We start from the raw sequence: 25,749 nt of genomic DNA on the forward strand, positions 1-25,749 counted from the left end.
CGTTCGTGCGGCTCGCGCTGCGCCGCGCGACGCCCGGTGCGGTGGCGCGCGCGTCGCCGTCGCCCTGACCGCAGTGCGCCATGGCGTGGCCGCGACGCACCACGCGAATGGCCGCCGCAGCCTTGGCCCATGCAAATTTGGCTTTCACCATTCGTTTCCGGCGGTGCGAGCCGCCGCCCCCAATGTCGATGCGGAGTCCATAAAAATGAATCGCCACGAATGCGTTCGCGCCGCGTGCAGCGCGATGTTGGTCCTGGCCGGTACCGGCGCGCACGCGCAAAGCAACGTGACGCTGTATGGCGTGATCGATGCGGGCATCCGCTACGAAACGCACGGCGTGTCCTACGGCGCCGACGGTGCGCCAGTGTCGACGGGCCGCAAGATCTCGATGGCGGACGGCGGCGGCCTGACGGAAAGCTACTGGGGCCTCAAGGGGCAGGAGGATCTCGGCGGCGGGCTGTCCGCGCAGTTCAACGTGGAAAGTCACTTCGGCCCGAACAGCGGCGCGATCGTGCCGGCCGGCTCGCCGAACTTCTTCGAGGTCGCGTACGTGGGGCTGACGTCGACGTCGCTCGGCCAGCTCGCGCTCGGTCGCCAGTACAACGTGCCGTTCGAGATGGTGTCGCTGACCTACGGCTCGAACCTGTGGGCCGGCGCGCAGGACCCGTACTTCAACCTGTTCAAACCCGAGCAGACGATGCTCGCGGGCTCGCGCACCAGCAACATGATCCAGTACGGCGCGCAGCTCGGCAGCCTGTACCTGCTCGCGCAGTACGCGCCGGGCGGCCATGCGGGCGGCGGCGTGCTGGGCGGCCAGGCCGGTGCGGCTGTCGCTTACGCACCTGACAAGGGGCCGTTCACGGTCGGCGCGTCGTTCATGCGCAGCTGGGACGACGTCACGCACGCGAAATTCGACATCTATGGCGGCGGCGGCTCCGTCACGCTCGGCAACGCGACCGTCAACGCCGGCTATATCGAGAACGCGCGCGACAACGACTTCACGTCGTTCGCGAACGGCCCGTTCAGCCCGACCGATCTCGCCGCGCTCGGCATCATCTCGCCCGCGCAGGTGGTCGATCCGTCGACGCCCGGCGGGTTCCGGCGCCGCAAGATGGCGCTCGCGGGGCTGACCTACCGGTTCACGTCGGCGTTCACGGCCGCCGTCAACGCGTGGTGGACCACGCAGTCGGGCTACACGCCGGACTTCGACGGCCGCGCGCGCCAGTTCCAGGTGATCGCCGGCTACAGCCTGTCGAAGCGCAGCATGCTCTACGCGGAAGTCGACTACGCGATCTATCGCGGCGGCCTGGTCGGCGCGCAGCTGGTCGGCGTGAACGGGCAGTCGCCGAGCACGAGCACCACGCAGCTCGGCGCGACGGTCGGCCTGCGCCACTACTTCTGACCCGGGGCCGCGCGGAATGTGGGCAATCGCGGCCGGGGCGGCACCGGGTTTCCGGCCGGGTGGGACGAGTACAATCCATGGAAAAAAATACGGAGCATCCATGGACGAACCCGACCGTTATACGACGGCGAATCTGCCGGTCCATTTGTTGCGGTGCCTCGCGGAGACAAGCAAGGAACTGGGCATCGACCCCACGCGGCTGTGCCTCGGGCTCGGCTTCGACGTCGCGGACCTGTCGAATCCCTCGTGCCGGATTTCCTTGCGCCAGGCGAGCACGATGATCCGCCGCGCGCTCGAGATGGCGCCGGGGCGGGCGCTCGGCCTCGAACTCGGCACGAGCGAGACGATCGCGTCGATCGGCCTGGTCGGCTACGCGATGCTGACGAGCCCGACGCTGAAGGAAGCGATCGCGGTCGGGATGGAACTGCAGCGCCATACGGGGCCGCTGTTGCGCTTCGACGTGACGTCGGATGCACGCACGCTGTCGATCCGCGCGACCAACGTCTTCCTCGAACCCGACATCGAGGCGTTCCTCGTCGAGGAAGCGTTCGGCAGCTTCATGAAGATCGGGCGCTCACTCGTCGGCCCCGCGTTCCAGCCGAAGGTCGTCGATCTCAGCTACCCGCCGCCGGCCTATGCGGAACAATACGCGCGCGTGTTCCCGTGCCCGGTGCGGTTCGAACAGGAGCAGAACCTGTTCTCATGCGACGCCGCACTCGGCAACCGCCCAATCGCGACCCACGATCCGCTCGCGCATCGTCAGGCGCTCGAATTCCTGCAGGACGCGCTGCCGCCCGAACCCGAAGGCACCGAATTTCTCGAATCGATCGAACGGATCATGCGGCGCGACCTGCGGCATGCGCCGTCGCTCGCGGCGATCGCCGCGCAGCTGTGCATGAGCGAGCGCACACTCCGGCGGCGGCTCGCCGACCAGGGCGTGTCGTATCAGACGGTGATCGACACGATCCGCAGGAAGCGCGCGTTCACGCTGCTGAGCAACCCGCGATTGTCGATCGAGGAAGTCGCGCACGAAGTCGGGTTCAGCGACGCGCACAACTTCCGGCGCGCGTTCAAGCGGTGGACGGGGCACGGGCCGAGAGAGGGGCAGCGGCCGGCGCCGTGATGGGCGCGCACTCGACCGGGACGGGCGGTGGCGCCGCACCGCTGCCGCGTCGCCCCCATTGGCGTGCCCCGCACACGCATCACTGCGCGTCACCAATCCCGCCCATCAGCATCATCAGTTGCTCACGCAGCCACCGGCTGCCCTGGTCCTGATCGGCACTGCGATGCCAGTAGCAGAAGTATTCGAGGCCCGGCATCTCGAACGGCAGTTCGAGAATGCGCGCCGGGTAGCGCTGCAGCAGCCGCAGCGGCGCGGTCAGCGCAAGATCGCCGCGCATCGCGATCAGCGGCGCGACCATGTAGTGCTGCACGCGCATCTGGATGGTGCGGCGCAGCCCGAGCCGCGTCAGCTCCGCGTCGACGTGCCCGCTGCCCTTGCGGCGGCTCGACACGTGGATGTGCCCCATCGCAAGGTAGTCGTCCATGGTGAGCGTGTCGCCCTTGAACGGGTGATCGTCGCGGATCATGCACGCATAGCGGTCGCGCACGAGCAGCGCCTGGTGCAGGTGTGGATCGCCGATCAGCGGTGCGTCGATCGCGATGTCGACGGAGCCGTTCGCGAGCGCGGTCGCGACTTCGCGACGGTCCATCGTATAGCTGCGCACGTGCATGCCGGGCGCATGCGTCTGCAGCAGTTCGCCGAGCGCGGGCAACAGCAGCGCCTCGGTCAGGTCGCTCATGCTCATCCGGAACACGCGCGTCGACGACGCCGGATCGAACACGTCGCCTTCGTGCGCGCTCGAATCGAGCAGCTGCATCGCCTCGCGCACGCGGCCGACGATGTTCTCGGCCAGCGGCGTCGGCATCATCCCGGCCGGCGTGCTGACGAACAGCGGATCGTTCAGGGTCTTGCGCAGCCGCGCCAGCGCGTTGCTGACGGCCGGCTGCGTGAGGTTCAGCACCTCGGCCGCGCGCGTCAGGTTGCGCTTGGTATAGATCGCGTCGAATACGACGAACAGGTTCAGGTCAATCTTCGAAAGGCGCATCGCCGGATCTCCTTGCCGGCATCTTACGGCGTGCGCCTCCCGTTCGTCCACGGCCCTGCGCATCGTGGCGCGACGCTCAGCCGCGCGGCGGCGGCGTCAGGTACGCGGCCGTCGAACCGGGCTCGCCGTCCTTGATTTCCATCCGCGCGATCGCCTGCAGGTGCACCTCGTCCGGGCCGTCGGCGAAGCGCAGCGCGCGGCCCCAGGTCCAGTGGTCGGCGAGCGGCGTATCGGGGCTCAACCCCGCCGCGCCGAACACCTGCATCGCGCGGTCGCACACGTCCGTATAGACGGTCGGCACCAGCGCCTTGATCATCGAGATTTCCTTGCGGGCAGCCTTCGCGCCGACCTTGTCGATCATCCACGCGGCCTTCAGCACCAGCAAACGCGCCTGCTCGATCTCGATGCGCGAGCGCGCGATCCATTCGCCGACCGTGCCGTGCTTGTTCAGCGGCTTGCCGAACGCGACGCGCGACTGCGCGCGGTCGACCATCAGCTCCAGCGCAAGCTCGGCCGCGCCGATCGAACGCATGCAGTGGTGGATGCGGCCCGGCCCGAGGCGGGCCTGCGCGAGCGCGAAGCCGCTGCCTTCCTCGCCGAGCAGGTTGCTCGCCGGCACGCGCACGTTGTCGAACGTGATCTCGCAATGCCCTTCCGGCGCGTAGTGATTGACCACCGTGATGTTGCGCACGATCGTCACGCCCGGCGTGTCGCGCGGCACGAGGATCATGCTCTGCTGCTGGTGCGACGCGGCCTCGGGATCGGTCTTGCCCATCACGATGAGGATCCTGCAGTTCGGATGCGCGGCGTTCGTGATGAACCACTTTCGGCCGTTGATCACGTACTCGTTGCCCACGCGCTCGATGCGCGTCGTGATGTTCGTCGCATCCGACGATGCCACGTCGGGCTCCGTCATCGCGAATGCCGAGCGGATCTCGCCGCGCAACAGCGGCTTCAGCCACTGTTCGCGCTGCTCGGGCGTCGCGAACATGTGCAGCAGTTCCATATTGCCGGTGTCCGGCGCGTTGCAGTTGAACGCTTCCGACGCCCAGCCCACCCGCCCCATGATCTCGGCGAGCGGCGCGTATTCGAGGTTCGTCAGGCCCATGCCGGGCTCGTCGTCCTTCAGGTGCGGCAGGAACAGGTTCCACAGCCCTTCCGCCTTCGCACGCGCCTTCAGGTCCTCCATGAACGACACGGGATACTGGCCCGCGTGCACTTCCTCGTTCCACTGGCGAATGCGCGGCACGATGTGCGCGTCCATGAATGCGCGCACGCGGCTGCGCAGTTCTTCCACTTTCGGGGTGTAGCCAAAGTCCATGATCGACTCCTCGATTCCGTTCGTTCGGTTCGGTCAGAAGGCCGAGACACCGCCGTCGACGGCGACGGCCTGCCCGGTCAGATAAGTGTTTTCCTTCGCGCACAGCGTCAGCATCGTCGCGACGATTTCCTCGGGCCGGCCGAGCCGCTTCATCGGCGAGCCCTGCGCGAGAAAGTCCTGGCGGTCGCCGATATCGCTGTCGGTGACCATCGGCGTCGTGCTGTAGAACGGGCACACCGCATTCACGCGAATGCCGTGGCGCGCGTATTCGATCGCCGCCGTCTTCGTGAGCCCGACCACCGCATGCTTGGACGCCGCGTAGGCCGCCAGCTTCGGCGCGCCGCCGAGCCCGGCCATCGACGCGACGTTCAGGATCACGCCTGCGCGCTGCGCGAGCATCTGGCGGATCTGGTGCTTCATCCCGAAGAACACGCCCTTCGCGTTCACCGCGAAGCTCAGGTCGAGATCGGCTTCGTCGGTATCGATCAGCGCCTTCATCGGCGGTGCGATGCCCGCGTTGTTGATGCCGACGTCGACCCGGCCGAAACGCTCGGCCGCCGCCTGCACCAGCGCGGCCACCTCCGCCTCGACGCGCACGTCGCAGCGCTGCGCGATCACGTCGGCGCCGGCCGCGCGCAGCGGCGCGGCCACGCGTTCGAGCGCGTCGACGTTCAGGTCGCCGAGCGCGACGCGCGCGCCCATTGCGGCCAGTTCGCTCGCAAGCAACGCGCCGAAGCCGCTCGCGGCGCCGGTGATCATCACGGCTTGCCCGGCGTAGCTGTCGATCTTCATCGCGCGCTCAGATCGTCAGGCCGCCGTCGACGACGATGCATTCGCCGTTCGTGTAGCTCGCCGCGTCCGACACGAGATACAGCACCGTGCCGGCCATTTCGCGCGGCTCCGCATGGCGGCGCAGCGGAATCTTCGCCATCCAGGTCTCGTAGATGTCCTTGTCGGCGAACAGCGCACCCGCGAACTTCGTCTTCGTGAGGCCCGGCAGCAGCGCGTTCACGCGGATGCCGAGCGGCCCGCATTCCTTCGCGAACGCCTTCGTCATGTTGACGACCGCGGCCTTCGTGATCGAGTAGATGCCCTGCCGGTCGCCCGGCTGCAGCGCGTTCACCGACGCGGTGTTCACGATGGCGCCGCCGCCATGCGTCTTCATCAGCTTGCCGGCCTCAACCGACATGAAGAAGTAGCCGCGGATGTTCACGTCGACCGTCTTCTCGTATGCCGCGAGGTCGGTATCGAGGATGTGCCCGAAATACGGATTCGCGGCCGCGTTGTTCACGAGGATGTCGAGGCGGCCGTGCTTGCCGCGGATATGCTCGAACGTCGCGGCGATGTCCTCGAGCCGCCCGACGTGACAGGCCAGCGCCTCGGCGCGGCCGCCTGCCGCGACGATCTCGTCGGCCACGGCCTGGCAGTCGTCGCGCTTGCGGCTCGACACGATCACGTGCGCGCCCTGCTCCGCGAGCAGTTTCGCGATTTCCTCGCCGATGCCGCGGCTCGCGCCCGTCACCAGGGCGATCTTGCCCGTCAGGTCGAACAGATTCGTTGCCATGTTGCTGTGCTCCTCCATTGATGTGGTGTCCTGCCGCTGCCCGGTGAAACCGGCCGCTTCAGCGATGCGCGTCGATCACGCCGACGGCCAGCTCGGCGAGCCGCCCGGCCATCGCGCCGACGCGCAGCGCCTGCTCGCTCGACGCATTGCCCTGCAGCGCGCGCGCCTTCACGCCCTGCGCGATCGACGCGAGCCGGAAGAAACTGAACGCGAGGTAGAAGTGCCAGTCGCGAATCGGCTCGATGCCGCGCAGTTCGCAATAGCGCGCGACGATCGCCGCTTCGTCCGGCACGCCGAGCTCGGCGCGATCCTGGCCCGCGAGCCCGCGCACCTGCCCGCCGGACGGCAGCCGCAGGCACATGCAGAGATACGCGAGATCGGCGAGCGGATTGCCGAGCGTCGACAGCTCCCAGTCGAGCACGGCCTGCACGCGATAGCTGTCGCGCGCGAACATCAGGTTGTCGATCCGGAAGTCGCCATGCACCAGCGTCGGCCGGCCCGTGTCCTCCGGGCACGCCTTCGGCAGCCAGTCGATCAGCGTTTCCATCGCGTCGAGGCGCTCGGTTTCCGCCGCGCGGTACTGCTTCGTCCACACGCCGATCTGGCGCTCGAAGTAATTGCCGGGGCGGCCGTAGTCGGCGAGGCCCACCGCATCGACATCGACGTCGTGCAACGCGGCCATCGTCTGCAGCAATGCGTCGTAGCATGCCGCGCGATCGGCCTTCGGCAGTTCCGGCAGTGCGGGGTCCCAGAAGATCCGGCCGTCCTCGTAGCTCATCACGTAGAACAGGCTGCCGATCACGTCGCGGTCTTCGCAGAGGTGATACGGACGCGCGACCGGCACCGCGGTGCCCGACAGCGCGCTCAGCACGCGGAATTCGCGGTCGACCGCATGGGCGGATTTCAGCAGTTCGCCCGGCGGCTGGCGGCGCAGCACGTAGCGGCCGCTCTTCGCGTGCAGCAGGAAAGTCGGATTCGACTGGCCGCCGGCAAATTTCTCCGTGTCGACCGGGCCTTCGAAGCCCGGCACGTGCGCTTCCAGATAGCGCGTGAGGCGGGCTACGTCGAGTTGCTGGGTAGGGTTCGTCATCGTCGCGATCGTTCGTGGGTCAGCCGTAGGTTCGCAGCGCGTGTCGTTCGGGATCCTCCAGATGCGGGATGCCATTGAACGACGCGAGGTGGAACGCATCGGCATTGAAGAAAAACTGCGAAAGACTGCTATTGCGGATCTGCAGGTTCAGCGCGATCGCGCTCGACGGCGGGGCGGCCAGCGCCTGCTGCACGGTGACCGCGATCGGGCCGCCGGAGCTCACCGCCAGCACGCGCTGGCCGCCGCCGTGGCGGATCGCCGCGCGTGCGTCGGCCACGCGCTGCTGGAAGTGCGCCCAGGTCTCGGGGGCCGAATCGCCGAGCTTGTCTTCCGACCAGAGCTGCAGCACCTGCCGGAGCGCGCGGAAATGCTCCTTCATCGAGCCAGCCGCGAGGCGGGCGATGTCGGGGTAGTCGTGCGCGGCGGCCGCGAACAGCCCGTGGAAGTCGTATTCGTTCAGGCCCGGGTGGCGGTCGACGGGCGCGCCTTCGCGGCCCATCCCGCGCAGGATTGCGTCGACCGTCTGCGCGTGGCGGTTCAGCGTGCCGCAGATCACGCGGTCGAATGTGAGCGCTTGCTGCGCGAAGTATTCGCCGAGCCAGACGCCCTGCTGCTCGCCCGCCGCGGACAACCGGTCGTAGTCGTCCGTGCCGAAGGACGCCTGCCCGTGCCGTACCAGAAAAAGTTCAGCCATCGCATGCCCGCCAGATCAGAAGGATTCAGCATAGGGGGCGGGGACGCATTTTTAAACTTTATTTTCTGAATCCGGGGGTATTCATTTCGTGAATCCACCCCGCTCCGGGCCTTGCCGTTGTTCGGCGCGCGCCATCGCGGCACGCGCATTGCTCCCATCCCCCCGGCGGAAGAACCGCGATGTCCAATCCGTTCCAGGAGGGGTGCGATGCTCGGTACTATCCTAATCATCATTCTGATTCTCCTACTCATCGGTGCATTTCCTGCATGGCCCCACAGCCGAAGTTGGGGCTATTGGCCCTCGGGCACCGTCGGGCTGGTCGTCCTCATCGTCGTGATACTGGTGCTGCTCGGCCAAATCTGAGGCAACAGCGCGCCAGCCGGGCAGGCAGAGGCCCGCATGAAACAATGGCGACCGGCCCTGCCGGCCATACCCGAACGTGCCCATCCCGACACCGGGATGGCCGGCAGTCGATTCCCGGGCATGATGCGCACCGCGCTTCATCGATCACCATGATCCGCGAGACCCACACCCCATGACCTCCGACAGCGAAACGAAGCCGGACCAGGCGCCAGGTTCGGACGGGTGGTGCAGGTTCGACGATCCGTCACGCGAGTGCGATACCCATCACGCCCGCATCCAGGCGGAACTCGAAATCGAAATCCACCCCGAGCATCCGTTCTACCGGCGCAATCTCAAAGTGATCGCTCACGCACTGGGTTGCGACGACGTGATCTGCACCCACGTCGACGAGCCCGGCCGCTATTCGGTGCTGCATCTCACCTGGGGCGGGCGCCCCGAGATCGGCACCTGCCCCACCATCGATTTCGACGGCGACCGGCACGGTGTCGCGCAGTATTTCGACTATTCATAGGTGAGTTGCGGCGGCTTCCGTTTCTCCGGATCGAGAAGCGGTGTGCTACCGGATCGTGCGCTGCATGACGATCACATCGCCGGAAAACCTCGGATTCACCGTGCGACGAATCTCGTCGAAACCTTCGCGCTGCCAGAAGGCCTGGGCGCGAGGATTGGTCGAAATGACGGCCAGTTGCGCGGTGCGGTAGCCCCATTTCCTCGCCATGTCGAGGAGCAACCCCAACGCGGCCTTGCCGTAACCGCGCCGCTGATGCGCTTCCGAGAGCAACAGCAGACCGATCCACAGGCAGTCGTCGTCCGGATAGGCCCGGATGACATCCGCGCAGCCGATCATGTGCTGGTCGACGCACAACCCGAACACCGATTTGTCGGCCGCCGCCTTGGCGGCAGGCTTGCCGTCGAAAAAATCGTCGACGTCTTCCTCGGTCGGCAAACGGCCTTCGACGCATTGCGTGTACGAAGGCGCTTCGGTGAAGACACGCCGGACGTCGGCTCGGTCACTGGCCGACTCGCCGGAAAGCGGGTGAAGGGTGAGCATCAGCATCGGGTGGCCGCTGGAGACAGGAGAGCCGATTTTAGGGCGAACGGCATTCCTTTTGCGTTACGCTTCCGGAACACACCGCAGCCCGCCCGCCGCTGCCCACCCCGCTCGACACACGATGACCGACGCCCTCAACCCGAACTATTTCGAATCCGTCGCCGCCAGTTTCGACAAGCAGCACGCGATGCGCCTGATCCAGGCCAGGATGCCGCTGATCGACGTCGGACGGACCGAGATCCACGTACCGCACTGGCAGGGCATCGAGCAGCAGCACGGCTTCGTCCACGGTGGCGTGGTCGGCATGATCGCCGATTCGGCCGCCGGCTACGCGGCGATGACAACGGTGGCCGCCAATGCGTCGGTGCTGACCGTCGAATACAAGATCAATCTCGTCGCGCCTGCCGCGGGCGACAAGCTGATCGCCCGTGGCGAGGTGATCCGGCCGGGGCGAACGCTGATCGTGACCAAGGCGGAAGTCTTCGCAGTGACCGGCGACAAGGAAACGCTGTGCGCGGTCATGCAGCAAACCATCATGGTGATGCACGGGAAGAGCGATCGCGTGTGACGCGCCGGCGACATGCGACCCCGTCGAATCGCGAGTTGACCGAAAGGTTTCGGCCAGGCCCCGCCTTCGAAGCAATCCGCAGGCACGCGCCGCCGCGCACCGCCGCCCGACCTCTGCTCGACGGCGTTTCCCATGCGGTAGTATGGCGACTCGATGGAAACCCCGATGGACTCACACGAATGGCCCTGCCTGATCTCCCGCCCCCTTCCAGCGCCGGCCAGGACGCCCAGGCGCTCGTCCTCATCGCCGAGGACGAACCCGAGATCGCCGAGATCCTGACCGCCTATCTCGCGCGTGGCGGCCTGCGCACCGTGCACGCGGCCGACGGCCGGCGTGCGCTGGAACTGCACCTGCAGCTCAAGCCCGACCTCGTGCTGCTCGACGTGCAGATGCCGCACGTCGACGGCTGGAAGGTGCTCGCAGAAATCCGTCATCGCGGCGACACGCCCGTGATCATGCTGACCGCGCTCGACCAGGACATCGACAAGCTCACCGGCCTGCGCATCGGCGCCGACGATTACGTGGTGAAGCCGTTCAATCCCGCCGAAGTCGTCGCGCGTGCGCAGGCGGTGCTGCGCCGTTCGATGGCCGGCTCCCGCCAGGAAGAACAGCGCGTGCTGCGGGTCGCGCCGTTCGAGATCGATCTCGAACGCCATGAAGCCACGCTCGAAGTGGGCAGCGAACGGCACACGCTCGTGCTGACGCTCACCGAGTTCAAGCTGCTCGCGCAGCTCGCGCGCGCGCCGCGACGCGTGTTCAGCCGCGCCGAGCTGATGGCCACCTGCCTGCCGGAAGGCGACGCGCTGGAGCGCACCGTGGACAGCCACGTCAGCAAGCTGCGCAAGAAGCTGGACGACCTCGGCGTGCAGGGCGTGCCCGTCAGCGTGCGCGGCGTCGGCTACAAGCTCTGGAGTTGACGTGAAGCTCGATGGCCTGAGCCGGCAGATCGCGCTGACGATGGCCGGGATGGTGTTCGGCGTGACGCTGCTGATGGTGCTCACCGCCATCCTCTTCTACTACGTCGCGTTCAACTACTGGCCCGCGCATTTCAACACGAAGGACTGGCTGCCGACCGCGCCGGAATGGCTGTGGCTGATCGCGACCACGTCGGTCGGCCTCGTGCTGTCGGTCGCGGTCGCCGTCAATCTCGCGCGCCGCATCCTCGTGCCGCTCAATTCGGTCACGGACAGCATCCGCCGCGTCGCGCGCGGCGATCTCGGCGCGCGTGCCGTGGCAGGCGACCGCTCACTGCATGAAGCCGCGCTGCTCGCCGACCACTTCAACGCGCTCGCCGACGAGCTGCAGCGCGTGACCAACGAACAGGCGATCTGGAATGCCGCGATCGCGCACGAGCTGCGCACACCCGTCACGGTGCTGCGCGGGCGCCTGCAGGGGCTCGCCGAAGGCGTGTTCAAGCCCGACGAAGCGCAATTTCGCAGCCTGCTCACGCAGGTCGAAGGGCTGACGCGGCTGATCGAGGATCTGCGCGTGGTCAGCCTCGCGGATAGCGGCCATTTGAGCATCCAGATCCGCGACGCCGACCTTGCCGCCGACGTGCGCGCCGTGGTCGACGTGTTCACCCATACGCTGCAGGCCGCCGGGCAGCAGCCGGTGCTCGATCTCGATCCGCGGCCCATGCGCTGCGACCCGGTGCGCATCCGTCAGGCGCTGCTCGCTTTGCTGGAAAACGCACGCCGCCACGCGGTGCCCGGCACGATCCGGATCCAGACGCGGATCGAAGCAGGCATGTGCCGGCTGCGCGTCGAGGACGACGGCCCCGGCATCCCGGCCGATTTCGCGCCGCACGTGTTCAAGGCCTTCCGGCGCGTCGACGAGTCGCAGCCCGGCGGCAGTGGCCTCGGGCTCGCCGTCGTCGCGGCGATCGCCCATGCGCATCACGGCGAGGCCATCTGCGTGCCGACCGGCGCGGGCGGCACGCGGTTCGAAGTACAGTGGCCCGACAACCTCGTGCCGACGCCGGACAACGCGCGCTTTCCGGCTTGAGACGCCGGCTTCACGTCGCTTTTACGTCAGCTTCAACCGTCACGCGCCCGGTTCGCGCCCGACCTGTTCGAGCGGCGGGTTGAACCCGAGCACCGTGTACTCCCGCACGGACACGGTTCCTTTCCCCGCCGCGCCCTGCACGACGACCGCGCGCACCGCACCGGCCCGGTCGAATTTCAGGCGGGTGCCGAGGGTCGCGTTGCGCAACGCCTCCACTTCCTCGATCCGAGCGATCGCCAGCTTGCGCACCGCGCCGGACACGTACACCGGCAGGAACACCAGCGCGATGAAGATCGACACCGCGTCCTTCGAGGCGGTATCCAGCACCGGCTGACCCGACATCACGAGCGACAGCGAGGTCGCCGCGACGAAGATCGCGAGCACGGTCGCGCCCACGCCGAGCGACGAGAACCGTTCGGCCGCCTTCTTCATGCGTGCCTTCACGAGCGCGCGCGTGGTCGCGGACGGCACCAGCCATTCGCGCTGCGCACCGTGGTATCCGGCGAAGCCGAGGAACAGCGTCGCGACGGCGCTGACGCCGATGCTGGTGTACAGCGCGTCGAACAGCATGCAGATGAATTCGAGCACGAACACGATCACCGGCGGCCACAGCAGCAGACGGAACGAATAGCCGTCGCGGCCATGCCCGCGGATCCACCATTTCACCGGCGGCAGATCCCAGAAGCGGCTCTCGCGATGGAGTGAAAGTTCTTCGTCGTCGGTCAATTCTTCACCTGTGGTGCTCGGTTGCTTCGGGTACGGCTGATGCAGATGATGCGGCTGATGCCCCTGAAACGGGAATGAATACCTGGGGTTATCGATTGATCCCAAAGATTCATTAGACAGTGTCTCCGCCGCCGCGCGATGCTGGCCCGACCAGTGAACGCGGCGTCATTGCCACGCCGCGCACGAGAATGGAGTGAGACACATGCCCAACGACCACCGTCAACGGCGCCACACACTGTGGCTGCTGTGCGCGCTTTCGTTCATCCTCTACGTCGACCGCGTCAACCTCGCAACCGCGGCCGGCGCGATCAAGGCCGAGCTCGGCCTGTCGAACACCGAACTCGGCGTCGCATTCTCCGCGTTCGCGTATTCGTATGCAATCTGCCAGATCGGCGGCGGCTGGATCGCCGACCGGTTCGGCGCCCGCATCACGCTGATCGGCTGCGGGCTGATCTGGGTCGTGTCGACCTTCACCACCGGCTTCGTGCACAGCCTCGGGCTGCTGTTCGCCGCGCGCCTGCTGCTCGGCATCGGCGAAGGCGCGACGCTGCCCGCCCAGGCCCGCGCGATCACCCACTGGTTCCCGCGCGAACGGCGCGGCGTCGTGCAGGGCTTCACGCATTCGTTCTCGCGGCTCGGCAACGCGGTCACGCCGCCGATCGTCGCCGCGCTGATGACCTGGCTGTCGTGGCGCGCCGCGTTCTTCGTGATCGGCGCGGTCACGCTGGTGTGGCTCGCGTGGTGGATCGTCGGCTTCCGCGAACATCCGCTCGGCGACGAAGCCGGCCACGATCGCCCGCGCGCTGCCCGGGCCGTGCCGCCCGCCGGCCCGACGCCGTGGGGGCCGCTGTTCCGCCGGATGGCGCCGACCATCTTCGTCTACTTCTGCTACGGCTGGACCGCGTGGCTGTTCTTCACGTGGCTGCCGACGTTCTTCCTGAACGGCCAGGGCCTGAACCTGAAGTCGACCGCGCTGTTCGCGTCCGGCGTGTTCTTCGCCGGCGTGGTGGGCGACACGCTCGGCGGCTGGCTGTGCGACCGGATCTACCGGAAGACCGGCAACCTCGCGCTGTCGCGCCAGAGCGTGATCGTCGCGAGCTTCGTCGGCGCGCTCGTGTGCCTGCTGCCGCTCGCGGTCGTGCATTCGACGGCCGGTGTCGCACTGTGCCTGTCGGGATCGTTCCTGTGCCTCGAACTGACCATCGGGCCGATCTGGGCCGTGCCGAGCGACATCGCGCCGACCCACGCCGGCATCGCGAGCGGGATGATGAACGCGGGCTCCGCGATCTCGGGGATCCTGTCGCCGATCCTGTTCGGCTATCTCGTCGATCGCACGGGGAGCTGGACCGTGCCGTTCATCGGCTCGGTCGCGATGCTGCTGATCGGCATCGTCGCCGCGCTGCGGATTCGCCCGGACCGCTCGTTGGCGGAATCGATGTCGGCGCTCGCCGACGCGCCTGCGGCGCCGTCGGTGCGCTGAGGCCGTTTGCTTCGGGTTCGTCTGCCTTATCCGTCTCGTTGGCGGCACCATCGCGCTTCACTGCGTTCCGCGATGGTGGTGCACGACCGACTCGGCTTGCTCGGCCGGCTCGGCTTGCTCGGCTTGCTCGGCTTGCTCGGTTCGCTCGGTTAGCTCGGTTGGCTCGGTTGGCTCGGTTGGCTCAGTTGGCTCAGTTGGCTCAGTTGGCTCAGTTGGCTCGGTTGGCTCGGTTGGCTCGGCTGATCCGGCTGATCCGGCTGATCCGGCTGGCTCGGCTGGCTCGGCTGATTCGGCCGGCCCGGCTGGTTCGGCCTGCCCGGCTGATTTGGCCTGCCCGGCTGATTTGGCTTGCCCGGCTGATTCGGCCTGCTCGGCTGATTCGGCCTGCTCGGCAGATTCGGCCACCGTGTCTGATTCGGCCAGCGCGGCCTGCGCGGCTGGCTCGGCCGCCTTGGCTGGCAAACCGCGCCGTTACTCGCCACCGTCATCTCCGGCTCCTTCGCGGTGAAACAACGCAAGAAACTGCTGCGCGGGGATGCTGAGCGGCCGGTCGCGCCGCACGAGGCTGCCGTACGACGGCAGCTTCTGTTCGAGCGTGTAATCGATGATCGCGACGAGCCCGTGCTCCGCATTGCGCCGCGCCACCGTCAGCGGAATCACGCCGAGCATCGTCGAACGGTCGACGAGGTTCATCGTGGTCAGGATCGACCCCGTTTCGACCAGCCCGCGCGGCATCGGCTGGTGCCGCGCGCGGAACTCGCGTTCGACGACCTCGCGCGCCGGGCTGCCGGCCGGCTGCAGGATCCACGTGTAATCGAGCAGCGCGTCGAACTCCACGGGCCCCGCGCCCGCGAGCGGATGGTCGCGGCCCGCGATGATCGCGAGCGCCTCGTCGTCGACCACGCGGAAGTCGCAATCGGTCCCGACGTGGCGTCCGATCACCACTTCCAGCACACCTTCGCGCAGCTGCGGCATCAGCCGGTCGCTCGTATCCACCGCGATGTCGATCGCCAGCAGCGGGTAACGCGCCTTCAACTGCACCAGCGCCTCGGTAAGCCGCCCCGGCGACGCCGCCATGATGCTGCCGATCGCGAGCCGCCCCGCGCTGCCGAGCTGCAGCTCGCCGAGCTCGCGATTCAGCGCCTCGACACTGCCGCGAATGCCGCGGAAATAGCCGAGCACGCGCTCGCCGGCCGGGTTCAGCACGAGCCCGCGCCCGACGCGATCGAACAGCCGCTGGCCGAGCGCGCTCTCCAGTTCGGCCAGCATCTTCGTCGCGGCCGGCTGCGTGAGGCCCATCTGGTCGGCCGCCGCGCGCAGCGTCGAGCATGCGTCCACGGCCAGCAGCAGCGCGATCTGCCGCATGCGCAGCCGGTTCAGCAGTTGCGGGGTCGAGTCTCGTCGGTCGATCGAGCCCATCTCTGATTACTCCAGGTTATCGATTCATCAAGAGTTTTCAATTTACCGACTCATTCCGTCTACCTAGCATCAACCCCATAGACAAACGGCCAAGCGCCGCCACCGGAGACACCGCATGAACACCCCCTCGCCCGCCGCCGCCCTGCCCGTCGTCGCGCTGACGCTCGGCGACCCCGCCGGCATCGGCGCCGAACTGATCGCGAAACTGCTCGCCCGCCCCGACGCCACCGCCCGCGCGAATCTCGTGTTGATCGGCGATCGCTGGCTATGGGAAGCCGGCCAGCGCGTCGCGGGCGTGACGGTCGAAGTCGAACCGGTCGCATCGCTCGCCGCCGCGCGCGGCCGGCCGTCCACCGCGCGCCCCGCATTCGTCGCCCTCGACACGATCGATCCGGCCGACGTCACGGTCGGGCAGCCCGGCGCGGCCGGCGGCCGCTCGACGCTGACCGTCCTCGACCTGTGCCTCGACGCCGCGCTCGCCGGCGACATCGACGCGATCTGCTTTGCGCCGCTGAACAAGTACGCGATGAAGCTCGGCGGGCTGAAGCACGAGGACGAGCTGCACCACTTCGCCGAGGCGCTCGGCGTGACCGGCTACTTCTGCGAATTCAACACGCTCGGCGAGCTGTGGACCGCGCGCATCTCGTCGCACATTCCGCTGAAGGATGCGCCGGGCTACCTGAGCATCGAGCGAATCGAACAGGCGTCCGAACTGATCTACCGGTCGCTGCTCGCGAACGGCGTCGCGGCGCCGAAAGTGGCGATCGCCGCGTTCAACCCGCACGGCGGCGACGGCGGCAGCTGCGGCCGCGAGGAAGTCGACATCATCGAGCCGGCGGTGCGCCGGCTGCAGTCGCGCGACTGGCCGACCGACGCGCCGTTCCACGGCCCGTTCCCCGCCGACACGATCTTCCTGAAGGCGCAGGCCGGCGACTACCAGGCGATCGTCACGATGTACCACGACCAGGGGCAGATCGCGATCAAGCTGCTCGGCTTCTCGCGCGGCGTGACCGTGCAGGGCGGGCTGCCCGTGCCGATCACGACGCCCGCGCACGGCACCGCATACGACATCGCGGGCCGCGGCACGGCCGACGTCGGCGCGACCTGGCAGGCGCTGCAGATCGCGTGCCGGATGGGCGCCGCGCGCCGTACGCAGGCCGTTTCCGCCTGACCCGACGGCCACGCCGGCCGACCGCTTTTCAACACGAAAACATCACACCGAACTCCGGAGACACCCGATGAAGATCCGTTCCGTCCGCGCCCGCGTATTCCAGTGGAAAGGCAAAACCGTGCCGCCCCAGGGCAATTTCTGCTCGAACGCGATGGACCTGCTGTACGCGCCGCAGGAAACGATGAGCACGTTCCGCTTCCATGCGTGGACAGTCGTCGAAGTCGAGACCGACGACGGCATCATCGGGCTCGGCAACGTCGCGCTCGCGCCGCATGTCGCGAAGGTGATCATCGACCAGTACCTCGCGCCGCTCGTGATCGGCCAGGACCCGTGGGACTACGAATACCTGAACCAGCGGATGTACCGCGCGACCCACGCATGGGGCCGCAAGGGCATCGGCATGGCCGCGATCTCGGCGGTCGACATCGCGATCTGGGACATCCTCGGCAAGAGCGTCGGCAAGCCCGTGTTCAAGCTGCTCGGCGGCCGCACCAAGGAAAAGATCCCCTGCTACTACTCGAAGCTCTACCGCACCGACCTGAAGGAGATGCAGGACGAGGCGCAGCGCTACCTGAAGGAAGGCTTCCGTGCGTTCAAGATGCGCTTCGGCTACGGGCCCGCGCACGGGCAGCAGGGCGTGACCGAGAACCTGAAGTCGGTCGCGGCGATCCGCGAGGTGATCGGCTACGACAACGACCTGATGCTCGAGTGCTACATGGGCTGGAACCTCGAATACGCGAAGCGCATCCTGCCGAAGCTCGAGAAATACCAGCCGCGCTGGCTGGAAGAACCGGTGATCGCCGACGACATCGACGGCTACGCGGAGCTGAACCAGCTCACGCGCATCCCGATCTCCGGCGGCGAACACGAGTTCTCGCTGTACGGCTTCAAGCAGTTGCTGGATCGCAAGGCCGTGTCGGTCGTCCAGTACGACACGAACCGCGTCGGCGGGATCACGATGGCGCACAAGATCAACGCGCTGTGCGAGGCGTACAGCGTGCCGGTGATTCCGCATGCGGGCCAGATGCACAACTATCACCTGACGATGAGCACGCTCGCGTCGCCGATGAGCGAGTACTTCCCGATGTTCGACGTCGAAGTCGGCAACGAGCTGTTCTATTACATCTTCGACGGCGAGCCGGTGGCCGAGAACGGCTTCGTGCAACTGCGCGACGACGTGCCGGGCCTCGGCCTCACGCTGAAGACCGAATTCCTCGACCAGTTCGACATCGTCGAGTGAGGGCCGCCATGAACGCACGCTATCAGGGCGCCTTTCCGGTTGTGCCGACGATCTTCGACGCAACCGGCGCGCTCGATCTCGACGGCCAGCGCCGCTGCCTCGAGTTCATGATCGACGCCGGCTCGCAGGGCCTCTGCATTCACGCGAACTACTCCGAGCAGTTCGCGCTCGGCGACGACGAACGCGACCTGATCACGCGCGCCACGCTCGAGCACGTCGCAGGCCGCGTGCCGGTGATCGTCACGACGTCGCACTTCAGCGCACGGATCTGCGCGGAACGTAACCGGCACGCGCAGGCACTCGGCGCGGCGATGGTGATGGTGATGCCGCCGTATCACGGCGCGACGTTCCGCGTGCCGGAGGCGCAGGTGCGCGCGTTCTTTCGCGAAGCCGCCGACGGCCTCGACATTCCGCTGATGATCCAGGACGCGCCCGCGAGCGGCGTCGCGCTGTCCGCGCCGTTCCTTGCGTCGCTCGCCCGCGAGATCGACGCGGTGTCGTACTTCAAGATCGAGACGGCCGGCGCCGCGTCGAAGCTGCGCGAGCTGATCGCGCTCGGCGGCGATGCGATCGAGGGGCCGTGGGACGGCGAGGAGGGCATCACGCTGCTCGCCGACCTCGATGCCGGCGCGACCGGCGCGATGACGGGCGGCGGCTATCCGGACGGGATTCGCCGGATCACCGACGCATATTTCGCCGGCCGCCGCGACGAAGCGGTCGAGCAGTACGCGCGCTGGCTGCCGCTGATCAACTACGAGAACCGCCAGTCGGGCTTCCTGACCGCGAAGGCGCTGATGCGCGAAGGCGGCGTGATCGCGTGCGACGCACCGCGCGCACCGTGGCCCGAGCTGCATCCGCAGGTGCGCGCCGGCTTGCTCGACGCCGCGCGGCGGCTCGATCCGCTCGTGCTGCGCTGGGGGCGCTAGGCGCGAGGCACCCGACATCGGTTCACACGTGCAACGCCGCAGGGCGTTGCACATCGGCGCGTCACGGCGTGACAGCGGTCCACCAGAAGACCGCCGCCGCCATCACCAACATTGGAGACACCATGACCCTGTTGAACCCGGCAACCCCGGCCTATGAAGCCGGCGAAGCCATTCCGCGCCGCCGCTGGCTGCGCGTGATTCCGCCGCTGCTGCTCGCCTGCATCATTTCGTACATGGACCGCGTGAACATCGCGTTCGCGATGCCCGGCGGGATGAACGCCGATCTCGGCATGGACGCGACGATGGCCGGCCTCGCCGGCGGCATCTTCTTCTTCGGCTACCTGTTCCTGCAGATTCCCGGCGGCCGGCGCGCGGCGCTCGGCAGCGGCAAGACCTTCATCGCATGGTCGCTCGTGAGCTGGGCCGTGCTGTCGGTGCTGACCGGGCTCGTCACGCACACCTGGCAGCTGCTGACGCTGCGCTTCCTGCTCGGCGTGGCCGAAGGCGGGATGCTGCCCGTCGTGCTGACGATGGTCAGCCACTGGTTTCCCGACCGCGAACGCGGCCGCGCGAATGCGATGGTCATCATGTTCGTCCCGCTCGCCGGCATGATCACCGCGCCGCTGTCCGGTTTCATCCTCGCCGCGTACGACTGGCATCACCTGTTCTTCAGTGCGGGCGCGCTGTCGCTGCTGTGCCTCGTCGTATGGCTGATGTTCGCCGACGACGGCCCGGAGACCGCGCGCTGGGTGTCGCCGCGCGAGAAGGCCTACATCCTCGACGCGCTGCGCGAAGAGCAGGAACGCAAGCGCGCGGCCGGCAGGCCGGCGGCTGCGTCGTTCGGCGAGCTGCTGCGCAACCCGACGATCTGGCTGCTGATCGCGATCAACTTCTGCTATCAGGTCGGCATCTACGGCTATACGATGTGGTTGCCCACCCTGCTGAAAAACCTCACGCACACCGGGATGGGCAAGATCGGCCTGCTCGCGATGCTCCCGTATGTCGCGATGGTGATCGGGATGTTCGTCACGTCGTATTGGTCCGACCGAACCGGCAAGCGCCGCCTGTTCGTGCTGCTGCCGCTCGTCGGCTTCGCCGCGTGCCTCGCGCTGTCGGTGCTCACGCATGCGTCGATGGCCGTATCGTTCGCGTTCCTGATCGGCTGCGGCTTCTTCCTGCAGGCGGCCGCCGGCGTGTTCTGGGCGATTCCGCCGAAGCTCTGCAGCGTCGAGACGGCCGGCAGCGCGCGCGGCCTGATCAACGCGCTCGGCAATCTCGGCGGCTTCTGCGGCCCGTATGCGGTCGGCGTGCTGACCCAGCACGTGAGCGCGGCGGCCGGCGTGTACAGCCTCGCGATCACGCTCGCGGTGGCCGGCCTGCTCGCGCTGACGCTGCCGAAACGCTGCGAGGGCTGAAACCGGATACGCGAATACGCAGGCTTGCTGACGAATCGACGGAGACACCACTATGAACGACATCCTGTTGCTGGTGCAGAAATGCGCCCATACCTTCAGCTTCTACGACCTCGACACGAAAACCGCGCTCAAGCACGTCGTACTGCCGAACTTCCCGCACGAATTCACCGTCGACGTGAACGAGCGCTTTGCGTACGTCGGCATCTTCGGGATCGAGACCGCGTGGTCGCGCGGCCATGACGGCGATCACCGGATCGCGGAGATCGATCTCGTCGAACGCACGCACACGCGCATGCTCGACCTGTGGCCGTACTACCGGCCGCACGGGATGGCGAGCGACCGCGACGGCCGGCTGTACGCGATGAGCGAAGCGCACGACATGCTGCTCGTGTTCGACGAGCCGACCCGACAACCCGTGCCGAACATGGCCGTGCCGTCCGGCGGCGTGAAGACGCACCTCGTCACGCTCACGCGCGATGCAAGCCGTGCGTACGGCGTGCACCTGCTGTCGAATACGGTCACGCAATTCCATCCGCGCGACGCGACGGTCGCGCCGCGCGCGGTGATGCCCGGCCCGCGCCCCGAAGGCAATGCGCTGTCGAGCGACGAACGCACGCTGTTCGTCGCGAATCGCGGCGACGATACGCTGGTCGAGATCGACACCGACACGATGACCTGCGGCCGCCGCGTGAAGACGCGCAGCGATCCGAACCGCATCTACCGCACGAGCGCGCACGACGGCCGCGACCTGCTGCTGCTGACCAATTCGGGCGAGCGGTCGATCTCCGTGTTCGATGCGCGGCAGCTCGAGGAGATCGAACGCATCGCGCTGCCGGCGAACCCGACCGCGCTGTCGTTTCATCCGTCGCGGCGCGTCGCGTACGTGTCGTTCCAGGACGACTACGTGCGCGAACTCGATCTCGATACGTGGCGTTTCGTCGGCGCATTGGCGACGCTGCGCGAGCCCGATGCGTCGTACGTGCTCGCGGGAGCGCGCTGACATGCACGACGCGTCGCCGCTCGACGGCATGCCGGATGCGCTCGTCGATGCGCATCACCACCTGTGGCGGCTCGATGCCGGTGCGCACTATCCGTGGCTGCAGGAGGACTACGATCCGGCGCGCTTCATGTTCGGCGACTACGCGACGCTGTGCCGCGATTTCGGGGCGGACGAACTCCGGCACGCGGCGCAAGGTGCACCGATCGTCGCCAGCGTGCACGTCGAGGCCGAGCGGGCGCGCGACGAGGCGCTGGCGGAAACACGCTGGCTGCATGAAGTCGCGGAGTCGTACGGGCTGCCGTCGGCGGTCGTCGCGTGGATCGACCTGCTCGCGGGTGACGCGGATGAGCGGCTTGCCGAGCAGGCCGCGTGGCCGCGCGTGCGTGGCGTGCGCTTCAAGCCTCGTACGGCGGCCGCGCCGGATGCGTCGGTCGACGGGCCGGGCACGCTGCGCGATCTGCACTGGCCGGCCGCGCTGGAGCGCCTCGCCGCGCATGGGCTGTGCTGGGATCTGCGCGTGCCGTTCTGGCATCTCGAGGAGGCGGCTTCGATGCTCGCCGATGCACCGAATGTCGACGTCGTGCTCGAACACGCGGGGCTGCCGTGGGATCGCTCGGATGCAGGGCTCGCGCACTGGCGGCGCGGCATGGAGGCGCTTGCCGCCCTGCCACGCGTCACCGTGAAGATCTCCGAACTCGGCCTGCGCGATGCAGCGTGGAACGAGGCGGACAACGCGCGGATCATCCGCGACACGATCGCGATCTTCGGCGCGCGGCGCTGCCTGTTCGCCAGCAACTTTCCGGTGGCTGGGCTGCGTGTGTCGTATCCGGCGCTGCTGCGCACGTTCGCTCGTGCGATGACGCACCTTGATGACACCGAGCGCCGCGCGATCTGGCATGACAACGCGCTGCGGGTATACCGGATCGCGCTCGACACGCCACACCTGCCGGCACGCGGATAACACGCACGGTCCCGCCTCTCCCGCCGGCCCGCCTCCCTCCCCACCACCACATTTTGTGCATCGCACGACCGACCCTGAGCAAAAAGTATCGGTTGGCGTTTTCTTTTGATGTGGTGCCCGCATCGCCCCCGTCACACCATTGTTCCTGCCGTCATCGACGGCATTCGAACAAGCAGAATCAAGGAGACACGGGTGAACAAGATGCGAATCGTCGCAGCCGGCCTGCTGCTCGGCGCCTGTCTGCCGGGCGTCGCGGCCGCGCAGGTCTGCAAGGTGCCGACCCTTCGGGTGCTCGCGCAGAAGAGTCTCGGCCTGTCGGTGATGGAGAAGTCGCTGGCCGACTACGAGAAGAAGAGCGGCACCAAGGTCGAGATCAGCTATTTCGGCGAAAACGACCGCCGCGCGAAATCGCGGCTCGACGCGTCGACCGGCGCGGGCTCGTACCAGATCTACTACGTCGACGAGGCGAACGTCGCCGAATTCGCGTCGGCCAACTGGATCGTGCCGCTCCTCAAGTACTACCCGAAGGAATACGACTACGACGACTTCCTGCCCGGCCGCCGCGCGGTCGCGAGCTACAACGGCGTCGCGTACTTCGCGCCGCTGATCGGCGGCGGCGACTTCCTGTTCTACCGCCGCGACCTGCTCGACGCCGCGCACATCCCGGTGCCGAAGACGCTCGACCAGCTCGTCGCCGCGATCAGGAAGCTCAACGCGCCGCCGAAGCTGTACGGCTGGGTCGCGCGCGGCCAGCGCGGCTCGGGGATGAACGTGTGGCGCTGGTCGCCGTTCATGCTCGGGATGGGCGGCGCGTGGACCGACAAGGGGGGCCAGCCCGCGTTCAACTCGCCGGCCGCCGTGAAGGCCACGCAGCTCTACAGCGACCTGTTCAAGTACGCGCCGCCGGGCGCCGCGACCTACGACTGGAGCAACGCGCTCGAAGCGTTCCGCTCGGGCAAGGTCGCGTTCATGATCGAATCGACACCGTTCGCGGACTGGATGGAGGATGCGAGCAAGTCGAGCGTGGCCGGCAAGGTCGGCTACACGCGCCCGCCCGCGCCGCTGCCGTCGGCCGCGTACGGCCACGGCTTCGCGATCTCGGCGGTCGGCGCGAAGGACGACTGCACGCGGATGGCCGCCGGCCGCTTCATCGCGTGGGCGACCAGCAAGGACCAGGAGCAGGCGCGGCTGCGCAACGGCGTGTTCAGCGACTACAACCGGTCGAGCACGATCGCCAGCCCGTATTTCAAGCAACATGTCGCGCCGCAGATCCAGGCCGGGCTGAACGACACCAACCCGGTCACGCAGGTGACGATCTGGCGCACGCCGCAGTGGCCGGATATCGGCGACAACCTCGGCATCGCGCTCGAGCAGGTGTTCACCGGCACGCAGACGGACGTGCGCGGCACGCTCGACGACGCAGACCAGTACGCGAAGGATGCGCTCGAACATGTCGCTCGCAAATGACGGCGCCGGCGGACGCACGCTCGGCGTCCGTCCGGCCCCTGCCCCGCCTTCCGCACCGTCCGCCCGGCGCGGCCGCGCGCGCCGCGACCGCACGAGCCTGCCGTGGGTGTTCCTCGCGCCAACGCTCGCGCTGCTCGCGGTCCTGAGCCTCGTCCCGACGGTCGCCGCGATCAACCTCGCGCTGCGCAACCGCGTGCTGCGCTATCCGGACAGCGAATACGTCGGCCTGCGCAACTTCATCCGGCTCGCCTCCGACCGGCGCTTCCTGAACGCGATCGAAGTGTCGGTGCTGTGGGAAGTCGTCACGGTGGCCGGCGCGGTGCTCGTCGGGATCGCGCTGGCCGTGTTCCTGTTCGAGCGCGTGCACGGCCGCTGGCGCCGCCTCGCATCGCTGGTGCTGATCATGCCGGTGCTGCTGCCGCGCGTATCGGCCGCGTTCATCTGGAAGTTCATGTACGCGCCGCTCACCGGCATCCTGAGCTGGTTGCTCGGCATGCTCGGGATCGAGAACACCGCGTTCCTCGCCGATCCGCATCTCGCGCTGTACGCGGTCGCGCTGGTCGACGTGTGGCAATGGGGGCTGTTCTTCGCGGTCGTGATCCTGAAGCTGCTGGAGACGCTGCCGCCCGAGCCGCTCGAAGCCGCGCGGCTCGACTACGCGACGACGTGGCAAGTGCATGCATACATCGCGCTGCCGATGCTGAAGGCGCCGCTCGTGAGCCTCGTGTTCATCAAGATGGTCGAGTCGCTGCGCTCGTTCGACCTGATCTACGTGATGACCAAGGGCGGCCCCGGCATCGCGACCGAGACGCTCGACCTGTACGCGTACCAGCAGGGCATCGGCCTCGCCGGCAAGGTGTCGTATGCGTCGGGCATGGCCGTGCTGATGATGGTCGCGACCACGCTCGTCTTCACGCTCATCTGGAAGAGGGTCAACAAATGGGACGACTGATGGCCAGCCGCGGCACCACCGTGACCGTTTCGAACCTGTCGACCGCCATGATCGCCGGCGCGATCCTGCTCGTCGCCGCGTTCCCGCTGTTCTGGGCCGTGCTCAATTCGCTCAAGCACCTGCTCGACATCGTCACGCCCACGCCGCGCTTCATCTTCACGCCGACGCTCGCGAACTACGAGCAGGTGCTGTCGAGCCCCGAGGTGCTGATCGGGCTCGGCAACAGCATCGCGATCGTCGGCGCGGCCGTGCTGATCGGCGCGGTGCTCGGCGTGCCGGCCGCGTATGCGATCGCGCGTTACCCGATACGCGGCAAGCGCGACATCCAGTTCTTCCTGCTGTCGCTGCGCTTTCTGCCGCCGGTCGCGGTCGCGCTGCCGCTGATCGCGATCTGGGTCGATCTCGGGCTGTACGACACGAAGCTGTCGATGATCGTCACGTACCTGCTCGTCACGCTGTCGACCATCACGTGGCTGTCGATCCCCGTGTTCCGCCGGCTGCCGCGCGAGATCGAGGAAGCCGCCGCGCTCGACGGCTACGGCCCGTACGCGGTGTTCTGGCACATCGCGCTGCCGGTGTGCGCGAGCACGCTGCTCGGCGGCATCGTGTTCAGCTTCGTGCTGGTGTGGAACGAACTGATGATCGCGCTCGCGCTCACGTCGTCGCGCAGCGCGACGCTGCCGGTGGTCGCGTCCGCGTTCACGTCGCTCGGCCAGGAAGTGCCGTGGGGCGTGATCAACGCGTCGACGGTGCTGCTCGCGCTGCCGCCGCTCGTCTTCGTCGGCATGCTGAGCCGCCTGCTCAATTCGATGGTCAAGGGAAAATAA

At 67.6% G+C, this 25,749-nt stretch carries 26 protein-coding genes; 17 read left to right on the forward strand and 9 right to left on the reverse strand.

All coding sequences use genetic code 11. From position 1 onward, the window contains the following. Positions 1-205 precede the first annotated feature (205 nt). Together F3J15_RS29425 and F3J15_RS29430 are read left to right on the forward strand one after the other, a co-directional pair. Positions 206-1,402, forward strand: coding sequence for a porin (locus tag F3J15_RS29425; protein ID WP_166895640.1), 1,197 nt, complete (start codon positions 206-208; stop codon positions 1,400-1,402). A 100-nt stretch (positions 1,403-1,502) separates the two neighbouring features. Continuing rightward, positions 1,503-2,525, forward strand: coding sequence for an AraC family transcriptional regulator (locus F3J15_RS29430; protein WP_166895642.1), 1,023 nt, complete (start codon positions 1,503-1,505; stop codon positions 2,523-2,525). 79 nt (positions 2,526-2,604) lie between these two features. Here F3J15_RS29430 and F3J15_RS29435 read toward each other — a convergent pair whose 3' ends face one another. The 6 genes from F3J15_RS29435 to F3J15_RS29460 all read right to left on the reverse strand — a co-directional run bounded on the left by F3J15_RS29435 (position 2,605) and on the right by F3J15_RS29460 (position 8,179). Further along, entirely contained in the window at positions 2,605-3,510 is a 906-nt protein-coding gene (locus tag F3J15_RS29435) for a LysR family transcriptional regulator (protein WP_166895644.1), read from the reverse strand. A gap of 76 nt (positions 3,511-3,586) precedes the next feature. After that, on the reverse strand, positions 3,587-4,831 hold the full coding sequence (locus tag F3J15_RS29440) for an acyl-CoA dehydrogenase family protein (RefSeq protein ID WP_166895646.1): 1,245 nt from the start codon (positions 4,829-4,831) through the stop codon (positions 3,587-3,589). Between the two features lie 33 nt (positions 4,832-4,864). After that, on the reverse strand, positions 4,865-5,623 hold the full coding sequence (locus tag F3J15_RS29445) for a glucose 1-dehydrogenase (RefSeq protein WP_166895647.1): 759 nt from the start codon (positions 5,621-5,623) through the stop codon (positions 4,865-4,867). A gap of 7 nt (positions 5,624-5,630) precedes the next feature. Continuing rightward, positions 5,631-6,395 (reverse strand): SDR family oxidoreductase, encoded by a 765-nt coding sequence (locus F3J15_RS29450; RefSeq protein WP_166895648.1) that lies wholly within the window; start codon positions 6,393-6,395, stop codon positions 5,631-5,633. Between the two features lie 58 nt (positions 6,396-6,453). Then, positions 6,454-7,485: a phosphotransferase gene (locus tag F3J15_RS29455; protein WP_069250487.1), complete on the reverse strand. Its 1,032-nt coding sequence runs from the start codon at positions 7,483-7,485 to the stop codon at positions 6,454-6,456. A gap of 19 nt (positions 7,486-7,504) precedes the next feature. After that, positions 7,505-8,179 carry a histidine phosphatase family protein gene (locus F3J15_RS29460; RefSeq protein ID WP_166895649.1) on the reverse strand — a complete coding sequence of 225 codons (675 nt, stop codon included), beginning with the start codon at positions 8,177-8,179 and terminating at the stop codon, positions 7,505-7,507. A 207-nt stretch (positions 8,180-8,386) separates the two neighbouring features. Here F3J15_RS29460 and F3J15_RS29465 point away from each other — a divergent pair, with 207 nt between their 5' ends. Further along, positions 8,387-8,542, forward strand: a complete 156-nt coding sequence (locus F3J15_RS29465) for a DUF3309 family protein (protein WP_089446845.1) — start codon at positions 8,387-8,389, stop codon at positions 8,540-8,542. Positions 8,543-8,714: 172 nt separating this feature from the next. Further along, positions 8,715-9,053: a hypothetical protein gene (locus F3J15_RS29470; protein WP_166895650.1), complete on the forward strand. Its 339-nt coding sequence runs from the start codon at positions 8,715-8,717 to the stop codon at positions 9,051-9,053. A gap of 45 nt (positions 9,054-9,098) precedes the next feature. Here F3J15_RS29470 and F3J15_RS29475 read toward each other — a convergent pair whose 3' ends face one another. Beyond that, positions 9,099-9,599, reverse strand: coding sequence for a GNAT family N-acetyltransferase (locus tag F3J15_RS29475; protein ID WP_166895651.1), 501 nt, complete (start codon positions 9,597-9,599; stop codon positions 9,099-9,101). Between F3J15_RS29475 and F3J15_RS38255 the strand changes: the two genes are divergently transcribed. From F3J15_RS38255 to F3J15_RS29490, 3 genes are all read left to right on the forward strand, one after another. Further along, complete coding sequence (locus tag F3J15_RS38255; protein ID WP_345891457.1) at positions 9,586-10,161, forward strand: PaaI family thioesterase; 576 nt, start codon at positions 9,586-9,588, stop codon at positions 10,159-10,161. The two genes, F3J15_RS29475 and F3J15_RS38255, sit on opposite strands and share 14 nt — an antisense overlap. Before the next feature lie 179 nt (positions 10,162-10,340). Continuing rightward, positions 10,341-11,078 carry a response regulator gene (locus F3J15_RS29485; RefSeq protein WP_089446841.1) on the forward strand — a complete coding sequence of 246 codons (738 nt, stop codon included), beginning with the start codon at positions 10,341-10,343 and terminating at the stop codon, positions 11,076-11,078. A gap of 1 nt (position 11,079) precedes the next feature. Then, positions 11,080-12,165, forward strand: a complete 1,086-nt coding sequence (locus F3J15_RS29490; RefSeq protein ID WP_166895652.1) for an ATP-binding protein — start codon at positions 11,080-11,082, stop codon at positions 12,163-12,165. Between the two features lie 39 nt (positions 12,166-12,204). Here the strand turns inward: F3J15_RS29490 and F3J15_RS29495 are convergent, their stop codons facing one another. Then, positions 12,205-12,891, reverse strand: a complete 687-nt coding sequence (locus F3J15_RS29495; RefSeq protein WP_069250480.1) for a hypothetical protein — start codon at positions 12,889-12,891, stop codon at positions 12,205-12,207. Positions 12,892-13,093: 202 nt separating this feature from the next. Between F3J15_RS29495 and F3J15_RS29500 the strand changes: the two genes are divergently transcribed. Next, entirely contained in the window at positions 13,094-14,371 is a 1,278-nt protein-coding gene (locus F3J15_RS29500; RefSeq protein WP_166895653.1) for an MFS transporter, read from the forward strand. Positions 14,372-14,842: 471 nt separating this feature from the next. Here F3J15_RS29500 and F3J15_RS29505 read toward each other — a convergent pair whose 3' ends face one another. Continuing rightward, a complete protein-coding gene (locus tag F3J15_RS29505) occupies positions 14,843-15,790 on the reverse strand; it encodes a LysR family transcriptional regulator (RefSeq protein ID WP_166895654.1) in 948 nt (315 codons plus the stop codon). A gap of 115 nt (positions 15,791-15,905) precedes the next feature. Here F3J15_RS29505 and F3J15_RS29510 point away from each other — a divergent pair, with 115 nt between their 5' ends. The 9 genes from F3J15_RS29510 to F3J15_RS29550 all read left to right on the forward strand — a co-directional run bounded on the left by F3J15_RS29510 (position 15,906) and on the right by F3J15_RS29550 (position 25,749). Continuing rightward, complete coding sequence (locus F3J15_RS29510; RefSeq protein WP_166895656.1) at positions 15,906-16,961, forward strand: 4-hydroxythreonine-4-phosphate dehydrogenase PdxA; 1,056 nt, start codon at positions 15,906-15,908, stop codon at positions 16,959-16,961. A gap of 67 nt (positions 16,962-17,028) precedes the next feature. Beyond that, entirely contained in the window at positions 17,029-18,201 is a 1,173-nt protein-coding gene (locus F3J15_RS29515) for an L-rhamnonate dehydratase (RefSeq protein ID WP_166895657.1), read from the forward strand. A gap of 8 nt (positions 18,202-18,209) precedes the next feature. Further along, positions 18,210-19,127 carry a dihydrodipicolinate synthase family protein gene (locus tag F3J15_RS29520; RefSeq protein WP_166895659.1) on the forward strand — a complete coding sequence of 306 codons (918 nt, stop codon included), beginning with the start codon at positions 18,210-18,212 and terminating at the stop codon, positions 19,125-19,127. A gap of 122 nt (positions 19,128-19,249) precedes the next feature. Continuing rightward, complete coding sequence (locus F3J15_RS29525; protein ID WP_166895661.1) at positions 19,250-20,542, forward strand: MFS transporter; 1,293 nt, start codon at positions 19,250-19,252, stop codon at positions 20,540-20,542. Between the two features lie 52 nt (positions 20,543-20,594). Next, complete coding sequence (locus F3J15_RS29530) at positions 20,595-21,542, forward strand: YncE family protein (protein WP_166895663.1); 948 nt, start codon at positions 20,595-20,597, stop codon at positions 21,540-21,542. 1 nt (position 21,543) lies between these two features. Continuing rightward, the gene (locus tag F3J15_RS29535) at positions 21,544-22,503 is read left to right on the forward strand and encodes an amidohydrolase family protein (RefSeq protein ID WP_166895665.1); all 960 of its coding nucleotides are present in this window, start codon (positions 21,544-21,546) and stop codon (positions 22,501-22,503) included. Positions 22,504-22,695: 192 nt separating this feature from the next. After that, on the forward strand, positions 22,696-23,970 hold the full coding sequence (locus tag F3J15_RS29540) for a sugar ABC transporter substrate-binding protein (RefSeq protein WP_166895667.1): 1,275 nt from the start codon (positions 22,696-22,698) through the stop codon (positions 23,968-23,970). Next, positions 23,954-24,922, forward strand: coding sequence for a sugar ABC transporter permease (locus tag F3J15_RS29545; protein ID WP_240158597.1), 969 nt, complete (start codon positions 23,954-23,956; stop codon positions 24,920-24,922). Before F3J15_RS29540 ends, F3J15_RS29545 begins: the two co-directional genes overlap by 17 nt. After that, positions 24,910-25,749 carry a carbohydrate ABC transporter permease gene (locus F3J15_RS29550; protein ID WP_166895669.1) on the forward strand — a complete coding sequence of 280 codons (840 nt, stop codon included), beginning with the start codon at positions 24,910-24,912 and terminating at the stop codon, positions 25,747-25,749. Before F3J15_RS29545 ends, F3J15_RS29550 begins: the two co-directional genes overlap by 13 nt.

The sequence above is a fragment of the Burkholderia sp. Ap-955 genome (assembly GCF_011753045.1).
In the GTDB taxonomy this organism is placed as follows: domain Bacteria; phylum Pseudomonadota; class Gammaproteobacteria; order Burkholderiales; family Burkholderiaceae; genus Burkholderia; species Burkholderia lata_D.

Coding starts and splice junctions, on each gene's coding strand:
- F3J15_RS29425 (WP_166895640.1), top strand. CDS start 206: ATGAATCGCCACGAATGCGTTCGCGCCGCGTGCAGCGCGATGTTGGTC.
- F3J15_RS29430 (WP_166895642.1), top strand. CDS start 1,503: ATGGACGAACCCGACCGTTATACGACGGCGAATCTGCCGGTCCATTTG.
- F3J15_RS29435 (WP_166895644.1), bottom strand. CDS start 3,510: ATGCGCCTTTCGAAGATTGACCTGAACCTGTTCGTCGTATTCGACGCG.
- F3J15_RS29440 (WP_166895646.1), bottom strand. CDS start 4,831: ATGGACTTTGGCTACACCCCGAAAGTGGAAGAACTGCGCAGCCGCGTG.
- F3J15_RS29445 (WP_166895647.1), bottom strand. CDS start 5,623: ATGAAGATCGACAGCTACGCCGGGCAAGCCGTGATGATCACCGGCGCC.
- F3J15_RS29450 (WP_166895648.1), bottom strand. CDS start 6,395: ATGGCAACGAATCTGTTCGACCTGACGGGCAAGATCGCCCTGGTGACG.
- F3J15_RS29455 (WP_069250487.1), bottom strand. CDS start 7,485: ATGACGAACCCTACCCAGCAACTCGACGTAGCCCGCCTCACGCGCTAT.
- F3J15_RS29460 (WP_166895649.1), bottom strand. CDS start 8,179: ATGGCTGAACTTTTTCTGGTACGGCACGGGCAGGCGTCCTTCGGCACG.
- F3J15_RS29465 (WP_089446845.1), top strand. CDS start 8,387: ATGCTCGGTACTATCCTAATCATCATTCTGATTCTCCTACTCATCGGT.
- F3J15_RS29470 (WP_166895650.1), top strand. CDS start 8,715: ATGACCTCCGACAGCGAAACGAAGCCGGACCAGGCGCCAGGTTCGGAC.
- F3J15_RS29475 (WP_166895651.1), bottom strand. CDS start 9,599: ATGCTGATGCTCACCCTTCACCCGCTTTCCGGCGAGTCGGCCAGTGAC.
- F3J15_RS29485 (WP_089446841.1), top strand. CDS start 10,341: ATGGCCCTGCCTGATCTCCCGCCCCCTTCCAGCGCCGGCCAGGACGCC.
- F3J15_RS29500 (WP_166895653.1), top strand. CDS start 13,094: ATGCCCAACGACCACCGTCAACGGCGCCACACACTGTGGCTGCTGTGC.
- F3J15_RS29505 (WP_166895654.1), bottom strand. CDS start 15,790: ATGGGCTCGATCGACCGACGAGACTCGACCCCGCAACTGCTGAACCGG.
- F3J15_RS29510 (WP_166895656.1), top strand. CDS start 15,906: ATGAACACCCCCTCGCCCGCCGCCGCCCTGCCCGTCGTCGCGCTGACG.
- F3J15_RS29515 (WP_166895657.1), top strand. CDS start 17,029: ATGAAGATCCGTTCCGTCCGCGCCCGCGTATTCCAGTGGAAAGGCAAA.
- F3J15_RS29520 (WP_166895659.1), top strand. CDS start 18,210: ATGAACGCACGCTATCAGGGCGCCTTTCCGGTTGTGCCGACGATCTTC.
- F3J15_RS29525 (WP_166895661.1), top strand. CDS start 19,250: ATGACCCTGTTGAACCCGGCAACCCCGGCCTATGAAGCCGGCGAAGCC.
- F3J15_RS29530 (WP_166895663.1), top strand. CDS start 20,595: ATGAACGACATCCTGTTGCTGGTGCAGAAATGCGCCCATACCTTCAGC.
- F3J15_RS29535 (WP_166895665.1), top strand. CDS start 21,544: ATGCACGACGCGTCGCCGCTCGACGGCATGCCGGATGCGCTCGTCGAT.
- F3J15_RS29545 (WP_240158597.1), top strand. CDS start 23,954: ATGTCGCTCGCAAATGACGGCGCCGGCGGACGCACGCTCGGCGTCCGT.
- F3J15_RS29550 (WP_166895669.1), top strand. CDS start 24,910: ATGGGACGACTGATGGCCAGCCGCGGCACCACCGTGACCGTTTCGAAC.